This window comes from Kitasatospora sp. NPDC022785, from assembly GCF_055561295.1.
In genome coordinates, this window is the sequence record NZ_JBVHHB010000001.1 from 695,331 (window position 1) to 716,348 (window position 21,018).

24 protein-coding genes are annotated in these 21,018 nt (G+C 74.5%); 13 read left to right on the forward strand and 11 right to left on the reverse strand.

The annotated features are described in order from the left end of the window. Positions 1-153: 153 nt before the first annotated feature. A complete protein-coding gene (locus tag ACZ3YO_RS03080) occupies positions 154-1,779 on the reverse strand; it encodes an APC family permease (protein WP_465564034.1) in 1,626 nt (541 codons plus the stop codon). Positions 1,780-1,957: 178 nt separating this feature from the next. On the opposite strand from ACZ3YO_RS03080, the gene ACZ3YO_RS03085 reads away from it, so the two are divergent. Continuing rightward, positions 1,958-2,641, forward strand: coding sequence for a TetR/AcrR family transcriptional regulator (locus ACZ3YO_RS03085; protein ID WP_465564037.1), 684 nt, complete (start codon positions 1,958-1,960; stop codon positions 2,639-2,641). A gap of 183 nt (positions 2,642-2,824) precedes the next feature. Here ACZ3YO_RS03085 and trxA read toward each other — a convergent pair whose 3' ends face one another. Then, positions 2,825-3,214, reverse strand: a complete 390-nt coding sequence (gene trxA / locus ACZ3YO_RS03090) for a thioredoxin (RefSeq protein WP_396319063.1) — start codon at positions 3,212-3,214, stop codon at positions 2,825-2,827. 194 nt (positions 3,215-3,408) lie between these two features. Here trxA and ACZ3YO_RS03095 point away from each other — a divergent pair, with 194 nt between their 5' ends. The 3 genes from ACZ3YO_RS03095 to ACZ3YO_RS03105 all read left to right on the forward strand — a co-directional run bounded on the left by ACZ3YO_RS03095 (position 3,409) and on the right by ACZ3YO_RS03105 (position 5,513). Next, positions 3,409-4,020, forward strand: a complete 612-nt coding sequence (locus ACZ3YO_RS03095; protein ID WP_465564040.1) for a hypothetical protein — start codon at positions 3,409-3,411, stop codon at positions 4,018-4,020. A gap of 21 nt (positions 4,021-4,041) precedes the next feature. Further along, positions 4,042-4,659: a sigma-70 family RNA polymerase sigma factor gene (locus ACZ3YO_RS03100; RefSeq protein WP_405359381.1), complete on the forward strand. Its 618-nt coding sequence runs from the start codon at positions 4,042-4,044 to the stop codon at positions 4,657-4,659. A 158-nt stretch (positions 4,660-4,817) separates the two neighbouring features. Further along, on the forward strand, positions 4,818-5,513 hold the full coding sequence (locus tag ACZ3YO_RS03105; protein ID WP_465564042.1) for an anti-sigma factor family protein: 696 nt from the start codon (positions 4,818-4,820) through the stop codon (positions 5,511-5,513). Here ACZ3YO_RS03105 and ACZ3YO_RS03110 read toward each other — a convergent pair. Genes ACZ3YO_RS03110 through ACZ3YO_RS03120 form a run of 3 tightly spaced genes read right to left on the reverse strand, consistent with a single transcriptional unit; the run spans position 5,488 to position 7,322 of the window. After that, entirely contained in the window at positions 5,488-5,868 is a 381-nt protein-coding gene (locus ACZ3YO_RS03110) for a hypothetical protein (RefSeq protein ID WP_465564045.1), read from the reverse strand. The genes ACZ3YO_RS03105 and ACZ3YO_RS03110 overlap by 26 nt on opposite strands. Before the next feature lie 36 nt (positions 5,869-5,904). Next, positions 5,905-6,450: a DUF1990 family protein gene (locus ACZ3YO_RS03115; protein ID WP_465564048.1), complete on the reverse strand. Its 546-nt coding sequence runs from the start codon at positions 6,448-6,450 to the stop codon at positions 5,905-5,907. Continuing rightward, on the reverse strand, positions 6,447-7,322 hold the full coding sequence (locus ACZ3YO_RS03120; protein WP_465564051.1) for a YndJ family protein: 876 nt from the start codon (positions 7,320-7,322) through the stop codon (positions 6,447-6,449). The genes ACZ3YO_RS03115 and ACZ3YO_RS03120 overlap by 4 nt, the downstream gene beginning before the upstream one ends. Positions 7,323-7,513: 191 nt before the next feature. On the opposite strand from ACZ3YO_RS03120, the gene ACZ3YO_RS03125 reads away from it, so the two are divergent. Both ACZ3YO_RS03125 and ACZ3YO_RS03130 read left to right on the forward strand, forming a co-directional pair. Beyond that, a complete protein-coding gene (locus tag ACZ3YO_RS03125; protein ID WP_396319056.1) occupies positions 7,514-7,783 on the forward strand; it encodes a DUF1876 domain-containing protein in 270 nt (89 codons plus the stop codon). Continuing rightward, complete coding sequence (locus tag ACZ3YO_RS03130; RefSeq protein ID WP_465564054.1) at positions 7,780-8,019, forward strand: hypothetical protein; 240 nt, start codon at positions 7,780-7,782, stop codon at positions 8,017-8,019. Before ACZ3YO_RS03125 ends, ACZ3YO_RS03130 begins: the two co-directional genes overlap by 4 nt. Positions 8,020-8,183: 164 nt before the next feature. On the opposite strand, the gene ACZ3YO_RS03135 is transcribed toward ACZ3YO_RS03130, so the two are convergent. From ACZ3YO_RS03135 to ACZ3YO_RS03150, 4 genes are all read right to left on the reverse strand, one after another. Continuing rightward, complete coding sequence (locus tag ACZ3YO_RS03135; protein WP_465553851.1) at positions 8,184-8,624, reverse strand: PPOX class F420-dependent oxidoreductase; 441 nt, start codon at positions 8,622-8,624, stop codon at positions 8,184-8,186. Between the two features lie 373 nt (positions 8,625-8,997). Further along, entirely contained in the window at positions 8,998-10,530 is a 1,533-nt protein-coding gene (locus ACZ3YO_RS03140; RefSeq protein WP_465553853.1) for an MFS transporter, read from the reverse strand. 205 nt (positions 10,531-10,735) lie between these two features. Then, a complete protein-coding gene (locus tag ACZ3YO_RS03145; protein WP_465553855.1) occupies positions 10,736-11,404 on the reverse strand; it encodes a TetR/AcrR family transcriptional regulator in 669 nt (222 codons plus the stop codon). A gap of 105 nt (positions 11,405-11,509) precedes the next feature. Beyond that, positions 11,510-11,971: a MarR family winged helix-turn-helix transcriptional regulator gene (locus tag ACZ3YO_RS03150; protein WP_465564059.1), complete on the reverse strand. Its 462-nt coding sequence runs from the start codon at positions 11,969-11,971 to the stop codon at positions 11,510-11,512. Between the two features lie 155 nt (positions 11,972-12,126). Between ACZ3YO_RS03150 and ACZ3YO_RS03155 the strand changes: the two genes are divergently transcribed. Then, a complete protein-coding gene (locus ACZ3YO_RS03155) occupies positions 12,127-12,573 on the forward strand; it encodes an SRPBCC family protein (RefSeq protein WP_465564062.1) in 447 nt (148 codons plus the stop codon). Between the two features lie 118 nt (positions 12,574-12,691). On the opposite strand, the gene ACZ3YO_RS03160 is transcribed toward ACZ3YO_RS03155, so the two are convergent. Continuing rightward, positions 12,692-13,783 (reverse strand): terpene synthase family protein, encoded by a 1,092-nt coding sequence (locus ACZ3YO_RS03160; protein WP_465564065.1) that lies wholly within the window; start codon positions 13,781-13,783, stop codon positions 12,692-12,694. A gap of 107 nt (positions 13,784-13,890) precedes the next feature. Beyond that, positions 13,891-14,448: a GNAT family N-acetyltransferase gene (locus tag ACZ3YO_RS03165; RefSeq protein WP_465564068.1), complete on the reverse strand. Its 558-nt coding sequence runs from the start codon at positions 14,446-14,448 to the stop codon at positions 13,891-13,893. Positions 14,449-14,621: 173 nt separating this feature from the next. Between ACZ3YO_RS03165 and ACZ3YO_RS03170 the strand changes: the two genes are divergently transcribed. The 6 genes from ACZ3YO_RS03170 (at position 14,622) to ACZ3YO_RS03195 (ending at position 20,949) form a co-directional block, all read left to right on the forward strand. Beyond that, positions 14,622-15,932, forward strand: coding sequence for an ATP-grasp domain-containing protein (locus tag ACZ3YO_RS03170; protein ID WP_465564071.1), 1,311 nt, complete (start codon positions 14,622-14,624; stop codon positions 15,930-15,932). A 137-nt stretch (positions 15,933-16,069) separates the two neighbouring features. Continuing rightward, positions 16,070-16,975, forward strand: coding sequence for a Rossmann-like domain-containing protein (locus tag ACZ3YO_RS03175; RefSeq protein WP_465564184.1), 906 nt, complete (start codon positions 16,070-16,072; stop codon positions 16,973-16,975). Then, complete coding sequence (locus tag ACZ3YO_RS03180; RefSeq protein WP_465564073.1) at positions 16,972-18,129, forward strand: PLP-dependent cysteine synthase family protein; 1,158 nt, start codon at positions 16,972-16,974, stop codon at positions 18,127-18,129. Before ACZ3YO_RS03175 ends, ACZ3YO_RS03180 begins: the two co-directional genes overlap by 4 nt. Further along, positions 18,126-19,265, forward strand: a complete 1,140-nt coding sequence (locus tag ACZ3YO_RS03185; RefSeq protein ID WP_465564076.1) for a dipeptide epimerase — start codon at positions 18,126-18,128, stop codon at positions 19,263-19,265. Before ACZ3YO_RS03180 ends, ACZ3YO_RS03185 begins: the two co-directional genes overlap by 4 nt. After that, positions 19,262-20,191 (forward strand): class I SAM-dependent methyltransferase, encoded by a 930-nt coding sequence (locus ACZ3YO_RS03190; protein WP_465564079.1) that lies wholly within the window; start codon positions 19,262-19,264, stop codon positions 20,189-20,191. The genes ACZ3YO_RS03185 and ACZ3YO_RS03190 overlap by 4 nt, the downstream gene beginning before the upstream one ends. Beyond that, a complete protein-coding gene (locus ACZ3YO_RS03195; RefSeq protein ID WP_465564082.1) occupies positions 20,188-20,949 on the forward strand; it encodes a hypothetical protein in 762 nt (253 codons plus the stop codon). The genes ACZ3YO_RS03190 and ACZ3YO_RS03195 overlap by 4 nt, the downstream gene beginning before the upstream one ends. Positions 20,950-21,018 lie beyond the last annotated feature (69 nt).

The following is a 21,018-nucleotide window of genomic DNA, read 5'->3' on the forward strand; positions in this document are numbered from 1 at the left end:
TCCGATCCTGCTGAGCCCTGCCCCCGTCCCGGCCCTCGGCCGGTGCCCTGCCCCCGTCCCGGCCCTCGGCCCCCGTCCCGGCCCCCGTCCCGGCCCCCGTCCCGGCCCCCGTCCCGGCCCCCGTCCCGGCCCCCGGCCGGTGCCCTGCCCCCGTCAGTGCACCGCCGGCGCCGGTTCGTCCGCGTCACCCGACCGTTCGCCGGGCGCGTCCCCCGCTCCGGGCCCGTGCATCAGCCGCTGCGGACGGCGGACCAGCAGGTAGCCGAGGCCCGCCAGGGTGACCAGGCCGACGCCGAGCACGGCGGCCCACACCTGGTACCAGGGTGCGCCGGGCGGCGCGAGGATGGTGCGCGGCCAGCAGATGTTGACCACCTCCAGGCCGGTCCAGAGCACCGCGAGGGCGTTGATCACCGTCCCGGCGGGCCCGTACGAGACGGCGCCGGACGGCCGCCAGGCGCCGCGCAGCCGGGCCAGCAGGGCGGCCAGGCTGAGCAGGAAGAACGGCAGGAAGGTGGCGGCCGTGCCGAAGGTGATCAGACTGCCCATCGCGGTGGACTCCAGCCCCAGCGGCAGCGCGGCCGAGCTGACCAGGGTGGCCGCGACCAGCCCGCCGATCGGAGCCTTGTGCCGGTTGACCCGGCGGACCCGGGCGGAGAACGGGAAGACGCCGTCGCGGGCCAGCGAGTAGAGACCGCGTGCGGCGCCGCCCTGCGAGGCCATCAGACAGGCGGTGAACGAGACCAGGACGACCACGACGAACGGCTTCGCCGACCAGTCGCCGAACCCGGCGGTGACCGCGGTGGTGACCGGGTCGAGGTCCTCGCCGTGGACCACGGCGGCCGGGTCCGGGTGGGCCAGCTCGACGGCGACGGCGTTCAGGATGACCACCACGCCGACGCTCAGCAGCGCCCACCACATCGCCCGCGGCACCTGCCGGGCGGCGTCCTTGGTCTCCTCGGCGGTGGAGACGCAGGCGTCGAAGCCGATGAACGCCCAGCCGCCGACGGCGACCACGGCGAGGAACGCCGCCCCGGTGGAGACCCCGGCGGTGGCGGGCGCGTCCAGCAGGTCGGTCAGCAGGCCGAAGCCGTGCTGCCGGAAGAAGAGCAGCAGCGCGAAGCCCACCAGCACGGAGGCGACGGCCTCCGCGGCGATGCCCAGGGAGACGAACCGGCGCAGCAGGTTGATGCCGTAGGCGTTGACCAGCGTGCAGGCCAGCATGAACGCGGCCGAGACCAGCACCAGCTGGACGGGCGTCGGGGTGAGCCCGAAGAGGGCGAAGAACCAGGGCGAGGCCAGGTAGGCGACGGTGGTGTTGGCGAACATCACCGCGAACTGCCACATCCAGCCGGTCAGCCAGGCGAAGGTCGGCCCGGCGAGGCGCCGGCTCCACTGGTAGGCGCCGCCGGCCAGCGGCCACTGGGAGGCGAGTTCGGAGTAGACCGCCACCACCAGCATCTGGCCGAGCAGGCAGACCGGGAGCGCCCAGACCCAGGCGCCGCCGGCCACGCCGATGCCGACCTGGCTGACCGCGTAGAGGCCGACCACGGGGGAGACGACGGCGAAGCCCATCGAGATGTTGCCGAGGACGCCCAGGCTGCGGCGCAGCTCCTGCCGGTAGCCGAGCGCGGCGAGCCGCTCGGCGTCGGTGGCGGATCCTGCGCCTGCGCGGGGGCCTCGGTCGGCGCCGGTGTCCGTCGCGCGGGCCGAGGCCGGCGAGGCCCCGGTGCCTGAGCCGGGGGCCTGGGAGATCCGGGATCTTGGGGGGTGCTCGGTCATGGGGCGTCCACCTTGCCGTCGTCCGCGGCTGGCCCGGGGAGGGCCGCCATGGAAAACTAACTTTGTTAGTCCGGGACGGTAACGCGTCGCCCCGGGGCAGCGGAAGAGCCGAGACCGGGCTGTAATAACGTGAGCCGGACACCGTGGGCGACGCGGCCGGCAGCGAGGGGCGACAGGCGTGGGACGACCGAGCAGGGCACTGCTGAGCAGGGAGATCATCGCCAGGGCCGCCCTCGACACGGTCGACGAGCACGGCCCGGACGGCCTCACCATGCGCGCCGTGGCCGACCGCCTGGGCGTGAAGGCGGCCTCCCTCTACAACCACGTGAGCGGCAAGGACGAGCTGATCGACGGGCTCGCCGAACTGGTCAACGCCGAGATCGACCTCGGCCCGCTCACCGGCACCGACGGCACCGGGTGGCGGGCCGGCATCACCACCTACACCCGCGGCTACCGTGCCGCCTTCCTGCGCCACCCCAACACCATCGCGCTGCTCGCCCGCCGCCGGGTCGGGGCCGAACGCCAGCTGCTCGGCTACGACACCCTGCTCGCCGCCCTCGGCCGGGCCGGCCTCGCGCCCGCCGACGCCGCCGAGGCCGCCGCGGCGCTCGACTACCTGGTGCTCGGCTCCGCCCTGGAGACCTTCAGCGCGGGCTTCAGCAGCCCCGCCGCCGACTACCGCCCCAGCTACCCGGCCCTCGCCGGCGCACTGGAGGCCTCCGCCGGACGCGGGGGGCCGGGCACCGGCGCGCCCGGGCTGGACGAGCGCGGCTTCGAACTCGCCCTGCGCCTGCTCCTCGACGGCCTCGCGGCCCGCCTGGCGCCCGGGGCCGAGCCGTCGGACCTGCCTCGTCGGGGCTGAGACGCCGCGCCGGGCCCACGCCGGGCCCGGTCCACGGGCTCACGCCGGGCCGGGTGCACGGGCCCACGCTAACGGCCGCCTGTCATGCCCGCCGCGCGCATGCCGACGGGCCCGGGGGGCATCGTCACCCCGGGCCTACCGTCGCGGAAACCGTCGGTCCGTCAGATCATCGGACGGAACCCGTCAGACCTCGTGACCGCCGTCCTGCTCCGCCGCCACCTTGCGCTTCACCTCGGCCATGTCCAGCTTCCGGGCCTGACCGATCAGATCCTCGAAGACGGCCTCCGGCAGCGCACCCGCCTGCGAGAACACGAGCACGCCCTCGCGGATGATCGCCAGCGTCGGGATGGACTGGATGCCGAAGGCGGCGGCAAGCTCCTGCTGCGCCTCGGTGTCCACCTTCGCGAAGACGAGGTCCGAGTGGCGTTCGGCTGCCTTCTCGTAGACCGGGGCGAACTGCCGGCACGGGCCGCACCAGGCCGCCCAGAAGTCGATGAAGACGAAATCCTTGCCCTCCTGGCCGGGGACGATCTCGTCGAAGTTCTCCTTGGTCAGCTCGACCGTGCTGCTCATGTCGCGATTCCTGCCCTTCGGGAGGCGGCGGCTCAGGCCATGTGCCCGCGACAACCGCGCCCGCCCGCGCGCTATTCCGAAGAATCTTGGCCGCCCGTTGAGTACTCCGTCGCTCCCGTCCGTACAGGTGGGTGTCCGCTTCAGCGCGGCGCGCCGGCAGAGGCGCCCGTGCGTGTCCACCGGGGGAGAACACCATGCACAGCAACAGTCGTACCAGCCGGATCGCCGTGCTCGCCGCGTCCGGAATCGCCGCGGCCGCCCTGGTCGCCGGCTGCGGGTCGTCCGGCGGCGGCTCCTCGACGTCGTCCGGCTCCGGCTCCACGGCCACCGCACCCGCGATGCCGAGCAACCCGGCCGGCTCCAACCCCTCCGGCTCGAGTGCACCGGCCGGCGCCGCCACCCTGCAGACCGCCACCGACCCCAAACTCGGCACCGTCGTCACCGACGGCGCCGGTTTCACCCTCTACCGCTTCGACAAGGACACGGCCAACCCGCCGATGTCCAACTGCAACGGCAACTGCGCCTCGACCTGGCCGCCCGCGCCGGCCAACGGCGCGGTCACCGTCAAGGGCATCGACAGCAAGCTGGTCGGCACCGTCACCCGCGCCGACGGCAGCAAGCAGATCACCCTGAACGGCTGGCCGGCCTACCGCTACGCGCCCGACACGAAGCCCGGCGACACCAAGGGCCAGGGCGTCGGCGGTACCTGGTTCGCCCTGACCCCGACCGGCGCCAAGGCGGGCGCCGGCGCGCCCTCCGGCGGGACGATGCCCAGTACCCCCGGTAGCGGCTACGGCGGCTACTGAGCGGCATCGGGATCGGTATCGATGACAGTCCGGACCGGACGTGGAACTCTCGACCCGGAGGTGCGGGTGCGCGAAGATGGCGTCGTGACCGAGGAGCACCCGGGCGGCGGTGCGGCCGCACGCGGCACCGGCGCACCGGACGAGGACCTCATGCGTGCCCTGTACCAGGAGCACGCGGGGCCGCTGTTCGGCTTCGTGCTCCACCTGGTCGCGGGCGACCGCCAGCGGGCCGAGGACGTCGTCCAGGAGACGCTGGTCCGGGCCTGGCGCAACATCCACCGCCTCGACCCGGAGGCCGGCTCGCTGCGGCCCTGGCTCGTGACGGTGGCGCGGCGGATCGTCATCGACGGTCACCGCAGCAGCCTGGCCCGCCCGCGCGAGGTGGACGCGGCGCCGCTGGAGCTGCTGCCCGCCGAGGACGAACTCGACCGCGCGCTGAGGCTGATGACGATCTCCGAGGCGCTCGGGGACCTGTCGGAGGCACACCGCCAGGTCATCGTGGCGACCTACCTCATGGGCCGTACGGTCAACGAGGCGGCCGCCGAACTCGGCGTCCCGGCCGGTACCGTACGGTCGCGGGTGTTCTACGCGCTGCGCTCGCTCAAGCTCGCGCTGGAGGAACGGGGAGTGACATCGTGACACCGTCCAAGCCCGGTCCTGCCGGCCCCGCTGACCCCACAGGCCCGTTCGGACCCACCAGTCCCACCAGTCCTACCAGTCCTACCAGTCCGTCCGGTCCCGCCGGCCCGTTCGGGCCGACCGGCCCCGAGCGCGACCACGTCCCGGGTGGCGACCACGTGGACGTCGGCGCGTACGTCCTCGGCCTGCTCGAACCGGCCGAGCGCGCCGCCTTCGAGGAGCACCTCGCCGACTGCCCTCAGTGCGCCGATCAGGTGGGCGAACTCGGCTTCATGGAACCGCTGCTGGCCGAGTACGCGGCCTCCGCCGAGGCCGCCGGGCTGGACCCGGCCGACCCCGCCCCCCGGCCGGACCCGCTGCTGCTGGACCGGCTGGTCGCCGAGGTCACGGCCGTCCGTCGCCGGGGCAGGGTCCGCCGGCTGGTGCTGGTCGCCGCGGCGGCGGTCATGGTCGTGGCCGGCCCCGCCGTTACGGCCGTGGTGGTCACCGCGGACAACTCGCCGGGTGTCGTCGCCGTCGCCACCCAGCAGTTCTCCGCCACCGACCCGGCCACCGGTGCCCGGGCCACCGTCGGCGTCGACTCCAAGACCTGGGGGAGCCAGATCAGCCTCGAACTCTCGCACGTCCAAGGACCGTTGAGCTGCGACCTGGTCGCCGTCTCGCACGCCGGCGACCGTCAGACCGTCACCACCTGGAGCGTCCCCGCCGCCGGCTACGGCACCACGGGCGCCGCCCCGGCCGCCCTGCGGACCAGCGGTGGTACCGGGTTCCAGCCCGCCGACATCGACCACTTCGAGATCCGCACCCTCGACGGCGCCACCCTGCTGGTCACCGTCCCGGTTCGCACCGCCTGAGTCGTCCGTCCGCGCGGCGGCCGAGCAGGCTCTGGGCCGCCGCGGGGCCGGGCCAGTGCGGGTTCGGGCTGCCGGCGTCGGTCATGTGGTCGCGGCGCCGGACGCCGGCCCAGCCGGCCCCTGCCACCGGGTCGAGGCGGTGCCGCCGCCCGCACGGACACGGCCGCAGCACCCGTGCGCAGGCCCGGCACGCCTCGACGAACCCGTGCACGGTGGACCGCAGCGCCGCCGGCCGCTCGTCCCCGCAGGCGGGGCACCCGGCGAGCGCCGCGCCGTCCAGCAACGCGCCCTGCCGCCGGTGCACCGGCAGCCCGCCGTCGTGGACGAGCCGGCGGTGGGTCAGGAAGCGGGTCACCCGCAGATCATGCCCGGCCGCCCGGGCCGGGTGCTCTCACCGGGGCGCCGCCGCCGCGGCTGCCGCGATGCGGGTCAGGGCCCGGGCGCAGAGGTGGGCGAAGAGGCGCTGGCCGAGGGGGAGGAGGGGGCCTGCGAGGTGGGCGTACCAGCTGCGGGGGCGGCTGAAGGCGTTGACGGTGAACCAGACGGCCTTGTCGGGGCCCATCTCGACCAGGAAGGTCTCCTCGCCGACGGCGAGGTGGCCGCGCCGGGTGCCGTAGGCGAAGCCGTAGCGGTCGGGGCCGTCGGCGGTCCAGATGACCCGGCAGGGGGCGGCGGCACGCAGCGGGCCGATGCCGATCGCGCAGAGCACGGCGGCGCCGGGTGCGGCCCGGCCGGCGTCGGTGGTGATGCGGACACCGGCCGCGCGGTGCATCCGCCAGCCGAGGACGGCGGTGCCGGCGGCTTCCAGGGCGGTGCGGCCGTGGCCGATCAGGGCGCGGTGGCGCAGGTGGTTGTAGCCGGCGGGGAGCGGGCGGCCGGGGGTGGTACTGGCGCCGATCTCGGGGTAGTTGAGGTCGGTGGCCGCAGGGGTGGTCATCGTGCGACGTCCTTCGACAGCGGGAGCGGAACGGGAAGCGGGTGGGGCAGCGGAGCGAGCCGGCGCCAGGCGAGCAGCGAGCAGAGGGCGAAGCCGAGCGCGTTGCCGACGCCGTGGGTGGCGGCCATCCAGGTGAGGGTGGGGTGGGGGAGTCCGGAGGCCTCGCCGAGTGCCCACCAGAGGGCGAGCACCATGGTGGCGGCGAGGACGGCGGAGGCGGTGCCGAGCAGTGCGGCGGTGGTCCGCTCGGGGGTGCGGGTGCGCAGGTCGCGCCAGGTGAGCAGGCCGACCAGCCACATCCCGGTGGTGAGCACGACGGCACCGAGGAGTTCGGCCCAGTCGTCGATGAAGTAGCCGGCCAGGACGAGCAGGGTGCCGAGCGGCACGCTGAGCGCGGCGAACCGGGCCGCGGCGCTGCTCGACCGGGCCCGGCAGACCAGTCCGGCGACGAGGGCGGCGGTGAACCCGGCGTAGTGGAAGTGCGGCACGGTGAGGGCCAGGATGTCGAGGTCGAAGCCGAACAGCCGGTGCCCCGAGCGTTCGGCGACCAGGGCGAGCCCGGCCACCGACGGGGTGGCGAGCGCGGTCAGCACGGCGATCTCGGCGGGTGCGAGCGAGCGGGTGCGGGCGAGCCGGAGCGGCGCGTGGGCGGCGACGGCGAGGGTGCCGAGGGCGTAGAGGACGGCGCAGCCGGTGGCGAGGCCGCCACGCGGCAGCCAGAGCGCGAGGGCGCCGGGGACGGCGGCCAGCGGCCAGAGCCGGCGGACGCGGGCGAGGCCGGGCTCGTCCATCAGGGCGAGGCCGAGCGGGATGACGGCGCCCATGCCGAGCAGGACCAGGAGGTCGACCAGTTCGGTGGTGCCTGTGCCCATGGCGGCCGCACCCCTTCTCTCATGTTCGCCTGAACCATCCTGAACGCGTTCAAACTTTGCGCCGGTGACTCTACGCCGCGATGTTGAACGCGTTCAAGTCGCCCCCCCGGGGTGCCTCCCCGCCGCCCTCGTCTGGTGTTCACGCTGGGTGCGGCGCACCCTGGAGGAGTAACCGCTGGAGGTGATCCGCCATGCAGACTCTTGTCGGTTGGCACATCGAGATGGAGTTCCGCGAGGAGGGGCCGCGGACGGCAGCCGCTGCCCTGCTGCGGCTGGGCGACGGCTCGGAGCTGCGGGCGCACGGCTACACCAGCCGTCACCCGTCGGACCCGGAACAGCTGCGGGTCGGCGAGGAGATCGCGGCCGCCCGCGCGCTCAACGACCTCGCCTCGCAACTGCTCACCAAGGCCCACGGCGAGATCCAGGAGGTCAGCCCGGTCCCGACCCACCCGCTGACGTGACGACGCCGGACCGCGACGCCGGGCGCGGTGCGTCCGCCGGCCCTGCCGCGTCCACCGGCCCCGCTGCCCCGGAACCCCGGAGGCCACGCATCCCGCTGATCTGCCCGCGCTGCGGACACGAGCAGCAGGTGGTGCCGGGTGGCCCCGGGCGGGCGGTGAAGGTGGTGCACGTCGGCACCGGCCGGGAGGCCTGCGAGCCCGGCGACCTCGCGAAGGCGCCGGAGAACGGGACCTGACACCGGACGGCCGCCCCGCGCACCCGACGGGACGCGGGGCGGCCGGAGCGCCGGCGCGTACGTGGCTGCGCCCGTCTGCCCGTCAGCCCGTCAGCCCGTCAGCCCGTCTGCCCCGGCGTCTGCCCGCCCACGCGCGCGAGTCGGCGCGGCCACCCCTGCGCGCCTCAGTTCGGGCAGTACGTCGTCGGCAGCTGCCACTCCGGCCCGATCAGCCGCTGCTCCAGCTCGTTGAGCGTGATCCGGATGCCGACCGTCCCGGCCAGCCCGAGCCGGAGGCGGCTGCGGGCCAGCGCGATCAGCGCCACCATGCCGTACTTGTTGATCAGCGAGGTGCGGTAGCGCGCGGTGGCGTCCTCGTCACAGACGACCGCGTGGGCCGGGAGCTGGCGTCCGGTGGGGCGCCCGTGGGCGTCGCAGGGGCCGACCAGCACCTTCGGGTGGCGCCGGATGCGTTCGGCCTCGCCGGAGTGGGCGGGCGTCCAGATGCCGAGCGCCGTACCGTCGGCGACCACCCAGATCGGCGAGCACAACCGGCTGCCGTCCGCGCCGAAGGTGGTGAGCAGGAGGTATCTGCTGTCGGCGAGCAGGTCGGTGCGGTCGTGCACGATGTCCTCCCTCGTTCCGGGTAGGGCAGGGCCGGTGTCGCCTGTCGTTCCGCGTGCCTGTCGTTCCGCGTGCCTGCTGTTCCGTGGGCCAGTCGTTCCGTGTGCCTGCCGTCCTGACACGGGTGCGGACCTGAGCGCATCGGCCGGGTGGGCGACTCCATTCTCGTCCACCGGGGCCGACAGTTCGAGGGGCTGCGGCCGCTCGTGTTGCGGTGGGCCGGCGTACGTCGGCGGACTTCGGCGGGCGCGGGCGGGGTGTGCGCCCCCGGTGAGCGACACGGGTGAAACGGCGAGCGGCCCGCCCGGTGTCGGAACACCGGACGGGCCGCTTCGCACCCGCGTCGGCCGCGTCGGCCGAGTCGCCCCCGAGGTGTCAGTGCACCAGCACCGGCACGTCGTTGCTCTCCGCCGCGCCCGCGCCCGAGCCGGAGGCGGCCGTGGCGTCGCCGGGGCGGCCGGCGTTGATCAGGACGAAGGCGATCGCGGCGGCCGTCACCAGGATCCCGAAGGACCACCAGATCGCGGTGGAGAAGCCCTGCACCATGCCCTGGAACTGCACCGCCTTGGCCGCGGCCGGGGTGGTCGCGGCGCCCGCGTGGGCGGCCAGCCAGGTGGCGGTGGCGCTGGCGGCGATGGTGTTGAGCAGCGCGGTGCCGATGGCGCCGCCGACCTGCTGAGAGGTGTTGACCATGGCGGACGCCACGCCCGCGTCGCGCGGCTGGACGCCGTGCGTGGCCAGGCTCATCGCCGGCATGAAGGCGGTGCCCATGCCGAGGCCCATCAGGATCAGGCCGGGCAGGATCAGCGCCGGGTACGAGGTGTCCAGGCCGATCTGGGTGAGCAGCAGCATGCCGATCGAGGCGACGAGGAAGCCGGGCGCCATCAGGAAGCGCGCGGGGACCCTCGTCATCAGCCGGGCGCCGATCTGGGTCGAGCCGGTGATCATGCCCGCCACCATCGGCAGGAACGCGACGCCGGTCAGGACCGGGCTGTAGCCGAGCACGATCTGCAGGTAGTAGGTCAGGAACAGGAAGAGACCGAACATGCCGATCACGGCCAGGCCCAGCGACAGGTAGACACCGCCACGGTTGCGGTCCAGGACGACCCGCAGCGGCAGCAGCGGCGCCTTGACCTTCCGCTCGACCATGACGAACGCGGCCAGCAGGAGCGCGGCGGCGACGAACAGGCCGATCGTCACACCGGAGGACCAGCCGTCCGACTCGGCGCGGGTGAAGCCGTAGACCAGCGAGACCAGACCGAGGGTGACCAGCACCACGCCGGGGATGTCCAGCCGGTTGCGGTTGCGGCCCCCGGCGGGCTCACGGATCACCATCACCGCACCGACCGCCGCGGCGACGGCGAACGGGATGTTGACGAAGAAGGTCCAGCGCCAGTTCATGTACTCGGTCAGCAGGCCGCCGAGTATCAGGCCGATCGCGCCGCCACCACCGGCGATGGCGCCGTAGATGCCGAACGCCTTGGCGCGCTCCTTGGCCTCGGTGAACGTCACGGCCAGCAGCGAGAGCGCGGCAGGCGCGAGCAGTGCGCCGAACACGCCCTGGAGGGCACGGGCGCCGAGCAGCATGGCGGTGTTGGCGGCGGCGCCGCCCAGCGCGGAGGCGAGCGCGAAGCCGGTCAGGCCGACCACGAAGGTGCGCTTGCGTCCCCACAGGTCAGCGATCCGGCCGCCGAACAGCAGCAGGCCACCGAAGGCCAGCGCGTAGGCGGTGATCACCCACTGGCGGTTGCCGTCGGTGATGCCGAGGTCCTTCTGGGCCGACGGCAGGGCGATGTTCACGATGGTGGCGTCGAGGACGACCATCAGCTGGGCGAGCCCGATGAAGATCAGTGCCTTCCAGCGCCTCGGATCGGGCTGCGTGGAGGGCAGGGCATCGGTTTTTGGCATGGGGGTACTCACTTCGCGGTGCGTGGTGTGCGGATCAGGGGCGGTCGGTGTGCGAATGGTCTTCGGCGGCCGGGGTCGCGGATCGCCGCGCGCCGGCACGGCCGGCGCGCGGCGGCGCGGGATCACGGCGGATCGGCGCGGGCGGTCCGGGCGGTCGTCGGTGCTGGTGCTGGTGCTCGGTGCCGGCCGCCGGTGCGGCCGTGGGTCAGTGGTCCGTGTGGAAGTCCTCGAAGGTCGCTGCCCGGCCGGGCAGGGTCGATCGGGCCGGTGCCCGCATGCCGTCCAGGAACAGCTGCAGGTGCCGGTGGACGAACTCCTCCAGGAGCTGGCAGGAGGTGTCCGGCAGCGGGCGGGTGAGCTGGCTCATCGCGATGAACAGGTCACCGTGGTCGACGTCCGGCCGCAGCTCGCCGGCCTGCCGGGCGCGTTCCATCAGGTCGCCCACGGTGGCCGTCAGCCGCAGACGGGCGTCGGTCAGGTCCGGGTCGTTCGGGTCGATCCGGTTGGTGAGGATCGGGCACAGGGCACCGACCTTCTCCGCGACCGTCGCGTGCACGAACCGCTGGAGGGCGTCGAACGGGCCGTCGCTCTCCGCCGACGCCGTCTCGGCGAGGGTCAGGATGCGGTTCTTGACGAGCAGCGCCACCTCGCGGATCAGTGCGGTGCGGTCCGGGAAGTTCCGGTACAGCGTCGCGTTGCCGACGCCCGCCCGCTTCGCGATCTCGTCCAGCGGCGCGTCCGCACCGTGCTCGACGAAGGCGTCACGTGCCGCCATGACGATCCGCTCACGGTTGCGGGTCGCGTCCGCACGCAGCTTGGGCGTACGGACGGGCTCCGCGGTGCGGACCGGCGTGACGGCGGCGGTGCTGCTCACTGCGTGCTCCTCCCAACATACCGGGGATGTTTTCCCCACTTAGGCCTACGTAGGAGCAAACGGGGATTCAGTCCCCGGAAATTTCAGCCTCGGGTGTGACCTGCGTCACATCTCGGCGGCGGGTCGATCGAGGTTCTCCTCCAGTCGCCCCAGGAGTCGGGCCAGCTCGGACTGCTCGGTCTCGTCCAGTCCGGCCAGGGTGATCTGCTCCAGCTCCCGCCAGGTCTCCGCGACCTGGTCGCGCAGCGCGCGGGCCGCCGCCGTCGCCTCGACCAGCACGGCCCTCCGGTCGCTCTCGCTGCGCCGGCGGCGGACGAAGCCGGCCTGCTCCAGGCGCTGCACCATGCGCGTGACGGTGGAGGCGTCGATCTCCAGCTGCTCGATCAGTGCGGCCTGGGGCTGCGGTCCGCCGTCCCAGAGCAGCATCATCAGCAGCTCCTGTCCGGCGTGCAGCCCGTGCGGGCGCAGCAGCCGCTCGGCGGTGGCCCGGTGCAGTCGGGAGACCCGGGCGATGGCCTGGCTGGTACCGCCGGCATCGGCGAGGGGCTGGTTCTGGTGAGCGCGCACGCGGTGATTGTACGCGCAAGCGGCTGCCCCGGTATCCCCGTACGCCTTTTTGAAGGCCCTTGCGGCCAGCGTGATCGAGGCGTTTACTTGGCCGAGCAAGCATTTACTTGGCCGCGCAATCAATGCGGCCGGGATGGACCGAAGGGGAGACAGTCATGCGAGTCGTCAGCCAGAGCGTTCGCGTCAACGAGCCGGCCGAGCGGCTGCGCCTCACCCGGGACGACGTCTGGGCGGCGCTGGAGCGCAAGGCCGAGAACGCGGTGCCGTTCGTCGCCGCCATGGACGAGTGCACCGTGCTCGAGCGCACCGGGAACGGGCTGGTCCGCGAGGTGGTCTTCCACGGCGAGCGTGTCCGTGAGGAGGTCGTCTTCCGGCCGAGGACCGGGGTCAGTTTCTTCCGCGACGACGAGAGGGCCGCCTGGGTGATCCACAACGACATCGAGGAGGACGAGAACGGCCTCGTGCTCACCTTCCGCGGTGAGCTGGAGCTCGGCGGCGGGCCGGACGAGGACGCCGCCGCCGAGCGGATGCGGTCCGGCTACCTGCGGGCGATGCAGACCACCCTCGCGCTGGCCCGCGAGGCGGTCCGGTCCGCAGGGTGAGCCGGGCGTGAGTGACGGGCCGGCTGCGCGTGACGGGCCGGTGCCGCGTCGCGGGCCGGGCTCACCCTGCGGGCGGGGTGCACGGTGGGCGGGCGGCCGGGCCCTGCCGGGCAGCGGTTCAGCCGAGGCCGGCGGTGTACCGGCCGGTCCGCGGATACCAGGCGTGGTCGCCCGCCAGCCAGTCCTTCAGGCCGTCGGCGAAGGCTGCCACCACCCGGTATCCGTCTTGGTCGAACTCGTCGGCCAGCTTGGGGAGTTCCTCGCGGATGAGCCGGTCGAAGCAGTCCAGCCGGGCGTTCATCAGATCGCCCACGGTGTCGACGGCGGTCTGAAGCGGGCAGCGCAGGAAGCGCTGGAACACCGGGACGGCGTTGTTCAACTCGCCCTCCAGCTCCGTCTCCTTGCGGTGGGAGTAGAGGTCGTTGCGCAGGTCCACGTTGTCGGCGAAGGCGTCGATCAGGGCCGACACGGTCGGGTGTCCGAGCAGCTGCGGCGGCAGGTCCTGCCCCGAGGCGTGCAGCGGCAGCACGGTGGAGAGCGGGGTGCCGGCGGTGCGGCGGCGCATCTGGAGGTACTCGACCGGGTCGGGGATGCGTCCGCGCAGATTGTTGGCCAGCTCCCAGAGGTTGGCGGCGGCGAAGTCCAGTGCGGCGTCCCGCAGCCGGCGGCGGAGCCCGGCGGGGAGCGCGGGCGCGGAGCGGGTCCAGACGTCGGCGAGTGCGGCCTCCACCGGGTGCTGTGGGGCCGGGGCGGCGGCGGAGCCCAGTGGCATGCAGGTGGCGAGACGCGTCACGAAGCGCTGCGCGCCCGGCTCGTCGGCGGCCGCCTTGTACCGGAGGAAGTGGTCGTCGACCGCGAAGGCCCAGACGTTCCAGTCGCCGACCAGCAGCAACTCCTCGCGGGGCAGGTCCGGTTGGGTGAGCGCGGTGAACAGTGCCAGTTCGAGGAGATCGAAGTGCTCCCGGCCCCAGACGCCGCCCGGCCCGGCCAGACCGGTCCGTTCGGCCCATTCGGCCGCGCGCTCGCGGGCCGCTGCCAGGTGCGGGTTCATGCGGACCTGGTAGGGCATGGCGAAGACGGGTGGGCGTGGTTGCTGGTCTGTGGCCGCGTGCGGGCGGGCCAGGGCGGCGATCGCACGCTGCGCCGAGTGGCCGAGGCCTGCGGGCAGGCCGGTGAAGACGCCGGGCAGAGCCGGCGTGCGGGTGGTCATCGCTGGTGGGACCCTTCCCCTCGGGTGACCACCAGCCTGGCGTAGCCCCGCACCCCGTGGTAGGCGGTACCCGGCGGTTCACCCTCCCGGGGGACGCCGCGCGCCGTTCAGACCACGACCGGGCGGCGCAGTGGGATCTCGAAGTGCACGGTGGCGACGCCCGGGCCGTGTTCACCGCTCGGGCGGGCGTCGTGGACCTCCTCGGCGAGGCTGCGCCAGAACGCCTCGGCGCCCGCGACCGCGGTGTTGGTGTGCAGGTAGAGCCGCTCGTAGCCGCCCTCGGTGGCGGCGAACTCGCAGGCAAGGCGCACAAGTTCGCGGGCCAGTCCGTGCCGTCGGTGCTCGGCCCGGACGTACACCCGGACCAGCTGCGCGGTGCTGCCGGAGGGGTAGCGCTCGACCAGTTCGCGGGGGTGCGGCGGGTGGGCGGGCCCGGTCGAGTGCAGCGCGGTGGTGGCGACCACCTCGCCGTGGTGGGAGGCGACCAGCAGGGCGTGCCGGGGGTGGTCGAGGTAGTGGCCCTGGAGGTCGACCACGTCCGCATGCCAGTCGGGGACGTAGCCGTAGCCGAACTCGCGGTAGAAGGTGTCCAGGATCAGCCGGCGCGCGCCCGTTACGTCGCCGGGGATGGCATGCCTGATCTGGTAGGCATTTTGACGATCCATCAGAAGAGCTCCGCGGGTCGGGAGGGGCTGGGTGCCTGCGAGCCTACATGGAAACGACTTTCATCTGACGCTTCGGCGGGTGTCGCCCGCGAGCGTGTTGAAAATGAAAACTAATGCCGTTACCTTCTCCCTCGGCACGTCGGACCGGCCTGCCGCCGTCGAGAGGGAGACCTGTGGCGCACCTGCTGGTGATCGAGAGCTGGGTCGGCTCCATGAGCGGGCTGCTGCCCCGGGCGTTGGGGGAGGGCGGTCACCGCTTCACCTTCCTCACCCGCGACCTGCACCACTACCTGCGAGCCGCCCCCGCCGCCGCCCCGCATCCCCTGCTCGCCGCCGAGAACATCCTGACCGCCGACACCAACGACCCGGCCGTCCTCCTCCCGTACGCCGGGCGGCTGCACGAGCTGCTCGGCTTCGACGGGGTGCTCTCCTCCTGCGACTACTACCTGCCGCTGGTCGCGCGGGTCGCCCACCGGCTCGGGCTGCCCGGCCCGGCCCCGGAGGCCGTCACCGCCGCCTGCCGCAAGGATCTCACCCGGCGCGCACTCGCCGCGGCCGGTGTCCCCGGGCCCGCGTACGCGCTCTGCGCCGACCGCGCGCAGGCGCTCGCCGCCGCCCGGGTGATCGGCTTCCCGCTGGTGGTCAAGCCGGTCGACCTCTGTGCCGGGATGCTCGTCCGGGAGGTCGCCGACGAGCACGAACTGCGCGCCGCGCTCCGGGCGTTGGCCGCGTTCCCGGTGAATGCGCGGGGGCAGCGCCGGGTGCCCGTGGTGCTGCTGGAGGAGCTGCTGGCCGGGCCCGAGGTCAGCGTCGAGACCGTCTCCGCCGATGGTGCGGTGCACGTCGTCGGGGTCACCGACAAGAGCGTCGGAGGGGCCCCGGCCTTCATCGAGACCGGCCACATGTACCCCGCCGCGCTCGACCGGGCCGCCGCAACGGCCGCCGCCGACACCGCCGTTGCCGCGCTGGCCGCGCTCGGCCTGGACCAGGTCGTCGCGCACACCGAGATCAAGCTCACCCCGGCCGGGCCCCGGGTGGTGGAGGTCAACCCGCGGCCGGCCGGCAACCGGATCACCGAGCTGGTCCGGCGGGTCACCGGCGTCGACCTCGCCGCCGCCTGCGTGGACGTCGCCCTCGGCCGCCGGCCCGACCTGACCGTCCACCCCACCGGGGTCGCCAGTGCCGCGATCGCCTTCCTGGTCCCCGGGGAGGGGGCGTCCGGGCAGTTGGACGGTTTCGACGGCGAGGCGGCCGTCCGGCGCGACCCGGCCGTGGTCGAGCTGACCCTCGCCGGGCCCGGCCGTGACGTGCGGCCCGCCACCAGCAACAACGAGTACCTGGGACACGTGATGACCGCCGACACCGCCGGCGCCGGGGCACGGGGCGACGCCGAGCGACTGCTCGCCGCGCTGGTGCCCCGGTACGCCGGCGACGCGGGCCCCGCTGCGGGCCGTCCCGCCGGTGCGGCGGCGGTCCCCGCGTGACCGCCGTCGCCCCCGGTGGCGCGGGTGCCCCGGCCGCCGCCCCTGCCCTCACCGCCGCCCTTGGGAACGCCCTCGCCGTCGCCCCTGCCCTCGCCGCCGCCCCGGGGAATGCTCCGGCCGTCGCCCCCGGTGGCGCGTTGGAGCTGATCGCCGAACGGGCCCGCGCCGGTGCGTACGGGCCCGACCCGGCCGGGCAGCGGATCGCCCTCGCCTTCATGACCACCCAGGCCGTCCGGCACGCCGGCCGAGCCCAGGGCTACCGCAACGAGGTGCTCGGCCTGCGCCTCGGCGCCGCTGTCGGTTCCTGCGCCGTCGAACCCGGCGAACTGCCCGCGGACGCGCTCGCCGACTCCGTCGGCGCCACCGTCGACGAGTTGCTCGGCCACCCGCTCACCCCCGTCCGGGTCGCCGCCCTCGACGCCTACCTGATGCACTGCCGCCCGCACACCCCGGCCCACGGCGCCCGGCCGGTGACCGTCCCGGGCGGCGGGTCGCTGGAGAAGTCCCGCGCCCGTGCGCGCGCCGTCGCCGGGCTACTCCCGCTCGCCGCCGTGCGCCGGGTCCTGGTCGTCGGTGTGGTCAACTCCCTGCTGGAGCAGCTCCGTTCGAGCGGAGTCGAGTACGTTCCGTGCGACCTCAAGGGCGGCGCCACCGAGTGGGGCGAGCCGGTGGAGGCCGACGCCCGCGCCCGGCTGGACGACTGCGACGCGATCCTCGCCTCCGGTATGACCCTCGGCAACGGCACGCTCGACCCGCTGCTCACCCACGCCCGCGCCACCGGCAAACCGCTGGTGCTGTTCGCCCAGACCGGCAGCGCCGTCCTCCCGCGCCTGCTCGGCCACGGCGTGAGTGCCGTCAGCGCCGAGCCGTACCCCTTCTTCTGGCTCGACGGCGGCCCCACCGTCCTCCATCTGTACGGGGGAGACCGGCCCCGGGGAGGCCCGGGCGGGCGGGAGCCGCGCGGGGGAGGGCCGCGCGGGGAAGGCCTCCGCGGGGGAGGGTCGCACCGCGAGGGCGGGGCGGCGGGAGGCGGTGCCGGGTGACCGCGCTGCTCGCCTCGGCCGCCGTCGGCAATCCCGACCTGCTGCCGCTGCTCGGCCGCACCCCGCTGGCCCGGATCAGCACGCCGCTGCCGGACCCGCACCCCGGCTTCTGGGCCAAGCTGGAGGGCCTCGCCGCGGGCGGCATGAAGGCCCGATCCGCCGTCGCCATGCTCCGCGGCGCCCACGCGCGCGGCGAACTCCGGCCCGGTGCAACGGTGGTGGAGTCCACGTCGGGCACCCTCGGCATCGGCCTGGCCTTCGCCGGACAGGCCCTCGGACACCCGGTCGTCCTGGTCGGTGACGCCGAACTCGAACCGTCCATGCGGCAGTTGCTCCGCTCGTACGGCGCCCGGTTGGAACTGGTCGACCGGCCCGCCCGGCGCGGCGGCTGGCAGGCAGCCCGGCTCGCCCGGGTGCGGGCCGTCCTGGACCAACTCCCCGACGCCTACTGGCCGGACCAGTACAACAACCCCGACAATGCGGCCGGCTACCGGGCGATGGCCCAGGAGATGGCCGGCGAACTCGACCACCTGGACGTCCTGGTGTGCAGCGTCGGAACCGGCGGCCACAGTGCCGGTCTGGCCGAACCGCTCCGGCGCCGCTGGCCGGCGCTGCGGATCATCGGCGTCGACTCGGTCGGCTCCGCCATCTTCGGCCAGCCGGCCCGCCCCCGGCTGATGCGCGGCCTCGGCAGCTCCATCCACCCGCGCAACGTCGCCCACCAGGCCTTCGACGAGATCCACTGGGTCGGCCCGGCCGAGGCGGTCGACACCTGCCGGCGGCTGGCCCGCGGCGCCTTCGTCAGCGGCGGCTGGAGCACCGGCGCGGTCGCCCTGGTCGCCGCCTGGGCCGCCCGCGTCCACCCGGGCGCCACCGTCGCCACCGTCTTCCCCGACGGTCCGCACCGCTACCTGGGCACCGTCTACGACGACGCCTTCTGTCACCGGCACGGCCTGGAGCCGGAGCGCGCCGCGCTGCGGCCGACCGAGATCCCGCACCCGGCGGCCGTCGAGGTCTCCGGCTGGGCCCGCTGCCGCACCGCCCGGCCGGGCCGCACCGACCCGGCGGAACGCCGGGCCGAACCTGACCGGACCGGCCGCCGGGCCGAACCTGACCGGACTGACCGCCGGAGCCGCCCCGAGGAGTACCGATGAGGCTCGACGTCCGCACCGTCCGGCTCCGGCTCGCCGAGCCGCTGCGGATCTCCCGCTCAGTGACCGCCGAGCGCGACGCCGTCCGGTTCGCCGTGCGCCACGGCGGCCTGACCGGCCACGGCGAGGCCGTCAGCAGCGCCTACCTGCGGCTTCCCGCCGACCTGATCCGCCGCGAGGCCGACGGACTCCGGCCGGACCTCGAACGTCACCCGGACCCGGAGACCGCCCTGGTCGAACTCCAGCGCGGCGCCGCCGCGTTCAAGGGCCTGCCGGCCGGGGTGCTGGCCGCGGTCGAGGCCGCCCTGCTCGACCTGGTCGGCAAACGGGCCGGTGCGCCCGTCCACCAACTCCTCGGCCGGCTTGCCCCGGTGGCCGCCGCCACCGCCCGCACCATCGGCATCGAGCCGCCCGCGCGCGCCGCCGTCCAGGCGTCCCGGCTCGCCGCGGCCGGCTTCGACGTGCTCAAGATCAAGGCGGGCGCGGCGGACCCGGCCGAGGACCTCGCCCGGGTCCGGGCCGTCCGCGAGAGCGCCCCCGGCGCCCGGCTGCTGCTCGACCCCAACGGCGCCTGGACGGAGGACCAGGCGCACCGGCTGCTCCCGGTCTTCGCCGCGGCCGGCGTCGAGGCCGTCGAACAGCCGATCGCGCCGGGCCGCCCCGCCGTCCTGGCCGCCCTCGCGGAACGCTCCCCGATCCCGGTGATCGCCGACGAGGACGCCGTCGGCTACGAGGACGTCTGCCGGCTCGCCGGGCGGGTGCACGGGGTCAACCTCAAGCTCGCCCAGTGCGGCGGCGTCCACCAGGTGCTGCGCATCCAGGCCGCCCTGCACGGCAGCGGCACCGAACTGATGCTCGGCTGCCTCGCCGCCAGCTCGCTCGGCATCGCCCCGGCCGTCCACCTCGCCGACCGGGCCCGCTGGATCGACCTCGACGGGCACCTGCTGCTCGCCCACGACCCCTGGCAGGGCATCGGCGGCACCGACGGCACCGTCCGCACACCGGACCGGGCCGGGCTCGGCGTGCTGCCGACGCCGACGCTCACGCCGGGGCCGACGCCGGGGCCGGTCGGGGGAGCGCGCCCCGCGCCCGGCGGCCGCCCCGTCCCCGCCCGCCCACTCCCCAGCGAGGCCCGATGAACGGCCGCAACCTGCTCACCGACACCCCCGAGCTCTACGAACTGCGCTTCCCCGACCCGGGGTTCACCGCCGCCCGGTGGGCCGAGTCGGTGCTCCGCGCGTACGGCGCCGGGGCCGATCTGCTCGACCTCGGCTGTGGTACCGGCCGGGACGCCGCATGGCTGCACCGCACCGCCGGCCGCACCGTCACCGGCCTGGACAGCTCCGAGGCGATGATCGAGTACGCCCGCGCCCGCCACCCCGGGCCCGCGTACCACGTCGGCGACATGCGGACCTTCCGGCTACCCGGCCGCTTCGACGCCGCGCTCTGCCTGGACAGCGCGCTGCTCTACTGCCACACCAACGACGACCTCGACGCCCTGTGCGGCCGGCTCCGCCGCCACCTGCGCGCGGGCGGACTGCTGGTCGCCGAGATGCGCAACGGCGCCTTCTTCCTCGGCCGCACCGATCTCCTCGACACGCCGCGCACCGACACCGTCACCCGCGACGGCATCACCTTCACCTCCCGCACCACGCTGCGGATCGACCACGCGGCCCAACTGCTGTGCCGCACCAGGACCTGGACCAGCGACGACGGCGCCCCGGCCGTCACGCAGCACTCCGCCTGGCGGCTGCTCTTCCCGCAGGAGCTGCGCTACCTGCTCGCCGCCAACGGCTTCACCGTCCTCGCCCTCTACGACCGGCCCGGCCCGCGCACCGACCCGTGCTGGGCCGACGGCGCCCCGGCCGCCGACACCGCCGACGACGACCGGCTGCACCTGGTCGCCCGGCTCGACACCCCCGCAGGAAAGCGAAGTCGACCGGAGACCGGATGGTCCGTCCGGTCGCCCGACGCGCCCACCAGCCGCCGGGACGGCCGGTTCGAGCCCGGTTCACCCGTACTGGTGACGGAATGTCGGACCGGTGGCCTAAGGTCGCGGCCATGAACACCGTGACCGACCTGCCCGCCCCCGAGGCCCTCGCCGCCCTGGTCGACGTCCTGCTCGCCGAGGACACCACCGGTGCGGACCGCGCGGCCCTGGAGGAGACGGCCCGCCGCGCCTTCGCCGACGAACGGCCCGGCGCGCTGCCCGACCACTGGTGGCTGGCCGTCCCCGGGGAGACGTACGAGGCGGCGTTCGAGGTGCTCGGCCTGCACGACCGGATACCCGTCACCGTGCACTACGGGCTCACCTCCCAGTCGAGCGACGAGAAGTACACCCCGGAGGCGGTGCACCGGGTCTTCGTCACGCCCGAGTACGCCGGCTGGCGCCTGATCTACGCCGAGACCCCGCTGCGGGAGACCACCTGGTGGCCGCACGAGGTGATCGAGCGGCTCAGCGCGGCCTGCGGCAAGGCCCAGGTCTACTACCAGGACCCGTTCGCCGACTCGGTGATCTGGGCCACCGCCGAGCACGGCACCGTGGTGCGCGGCTACTGGCGCTACAGCGCCCCGGAGTGGACGGGCGACCCGCTGCCCTGGGAGGAGGTGCTCACGGCGGCCGACTTCGAGGAGGAGGACTACGAGGACGCCTACCCCGAGCCCAACGCCTCCGAGACCCAGAGCATCGGCGCGGCCGCCGTCCACCTCTCCCTCGACCCCGCCGCGATCACCCCCGGGACCCCGGCCCGAGGCCACGGCTGGCTCGCCCTGACGGCGCCCGGCGCGGGCCACGGCGGCTTCGGGGAGGCCCCGCAGCTCTGAGGCGTACCGTCGGCCATCCGCCGCCTCCCCCTGCGCGCCGTGCCTCGCCCGGGTCGGGTCGGCGGCCTA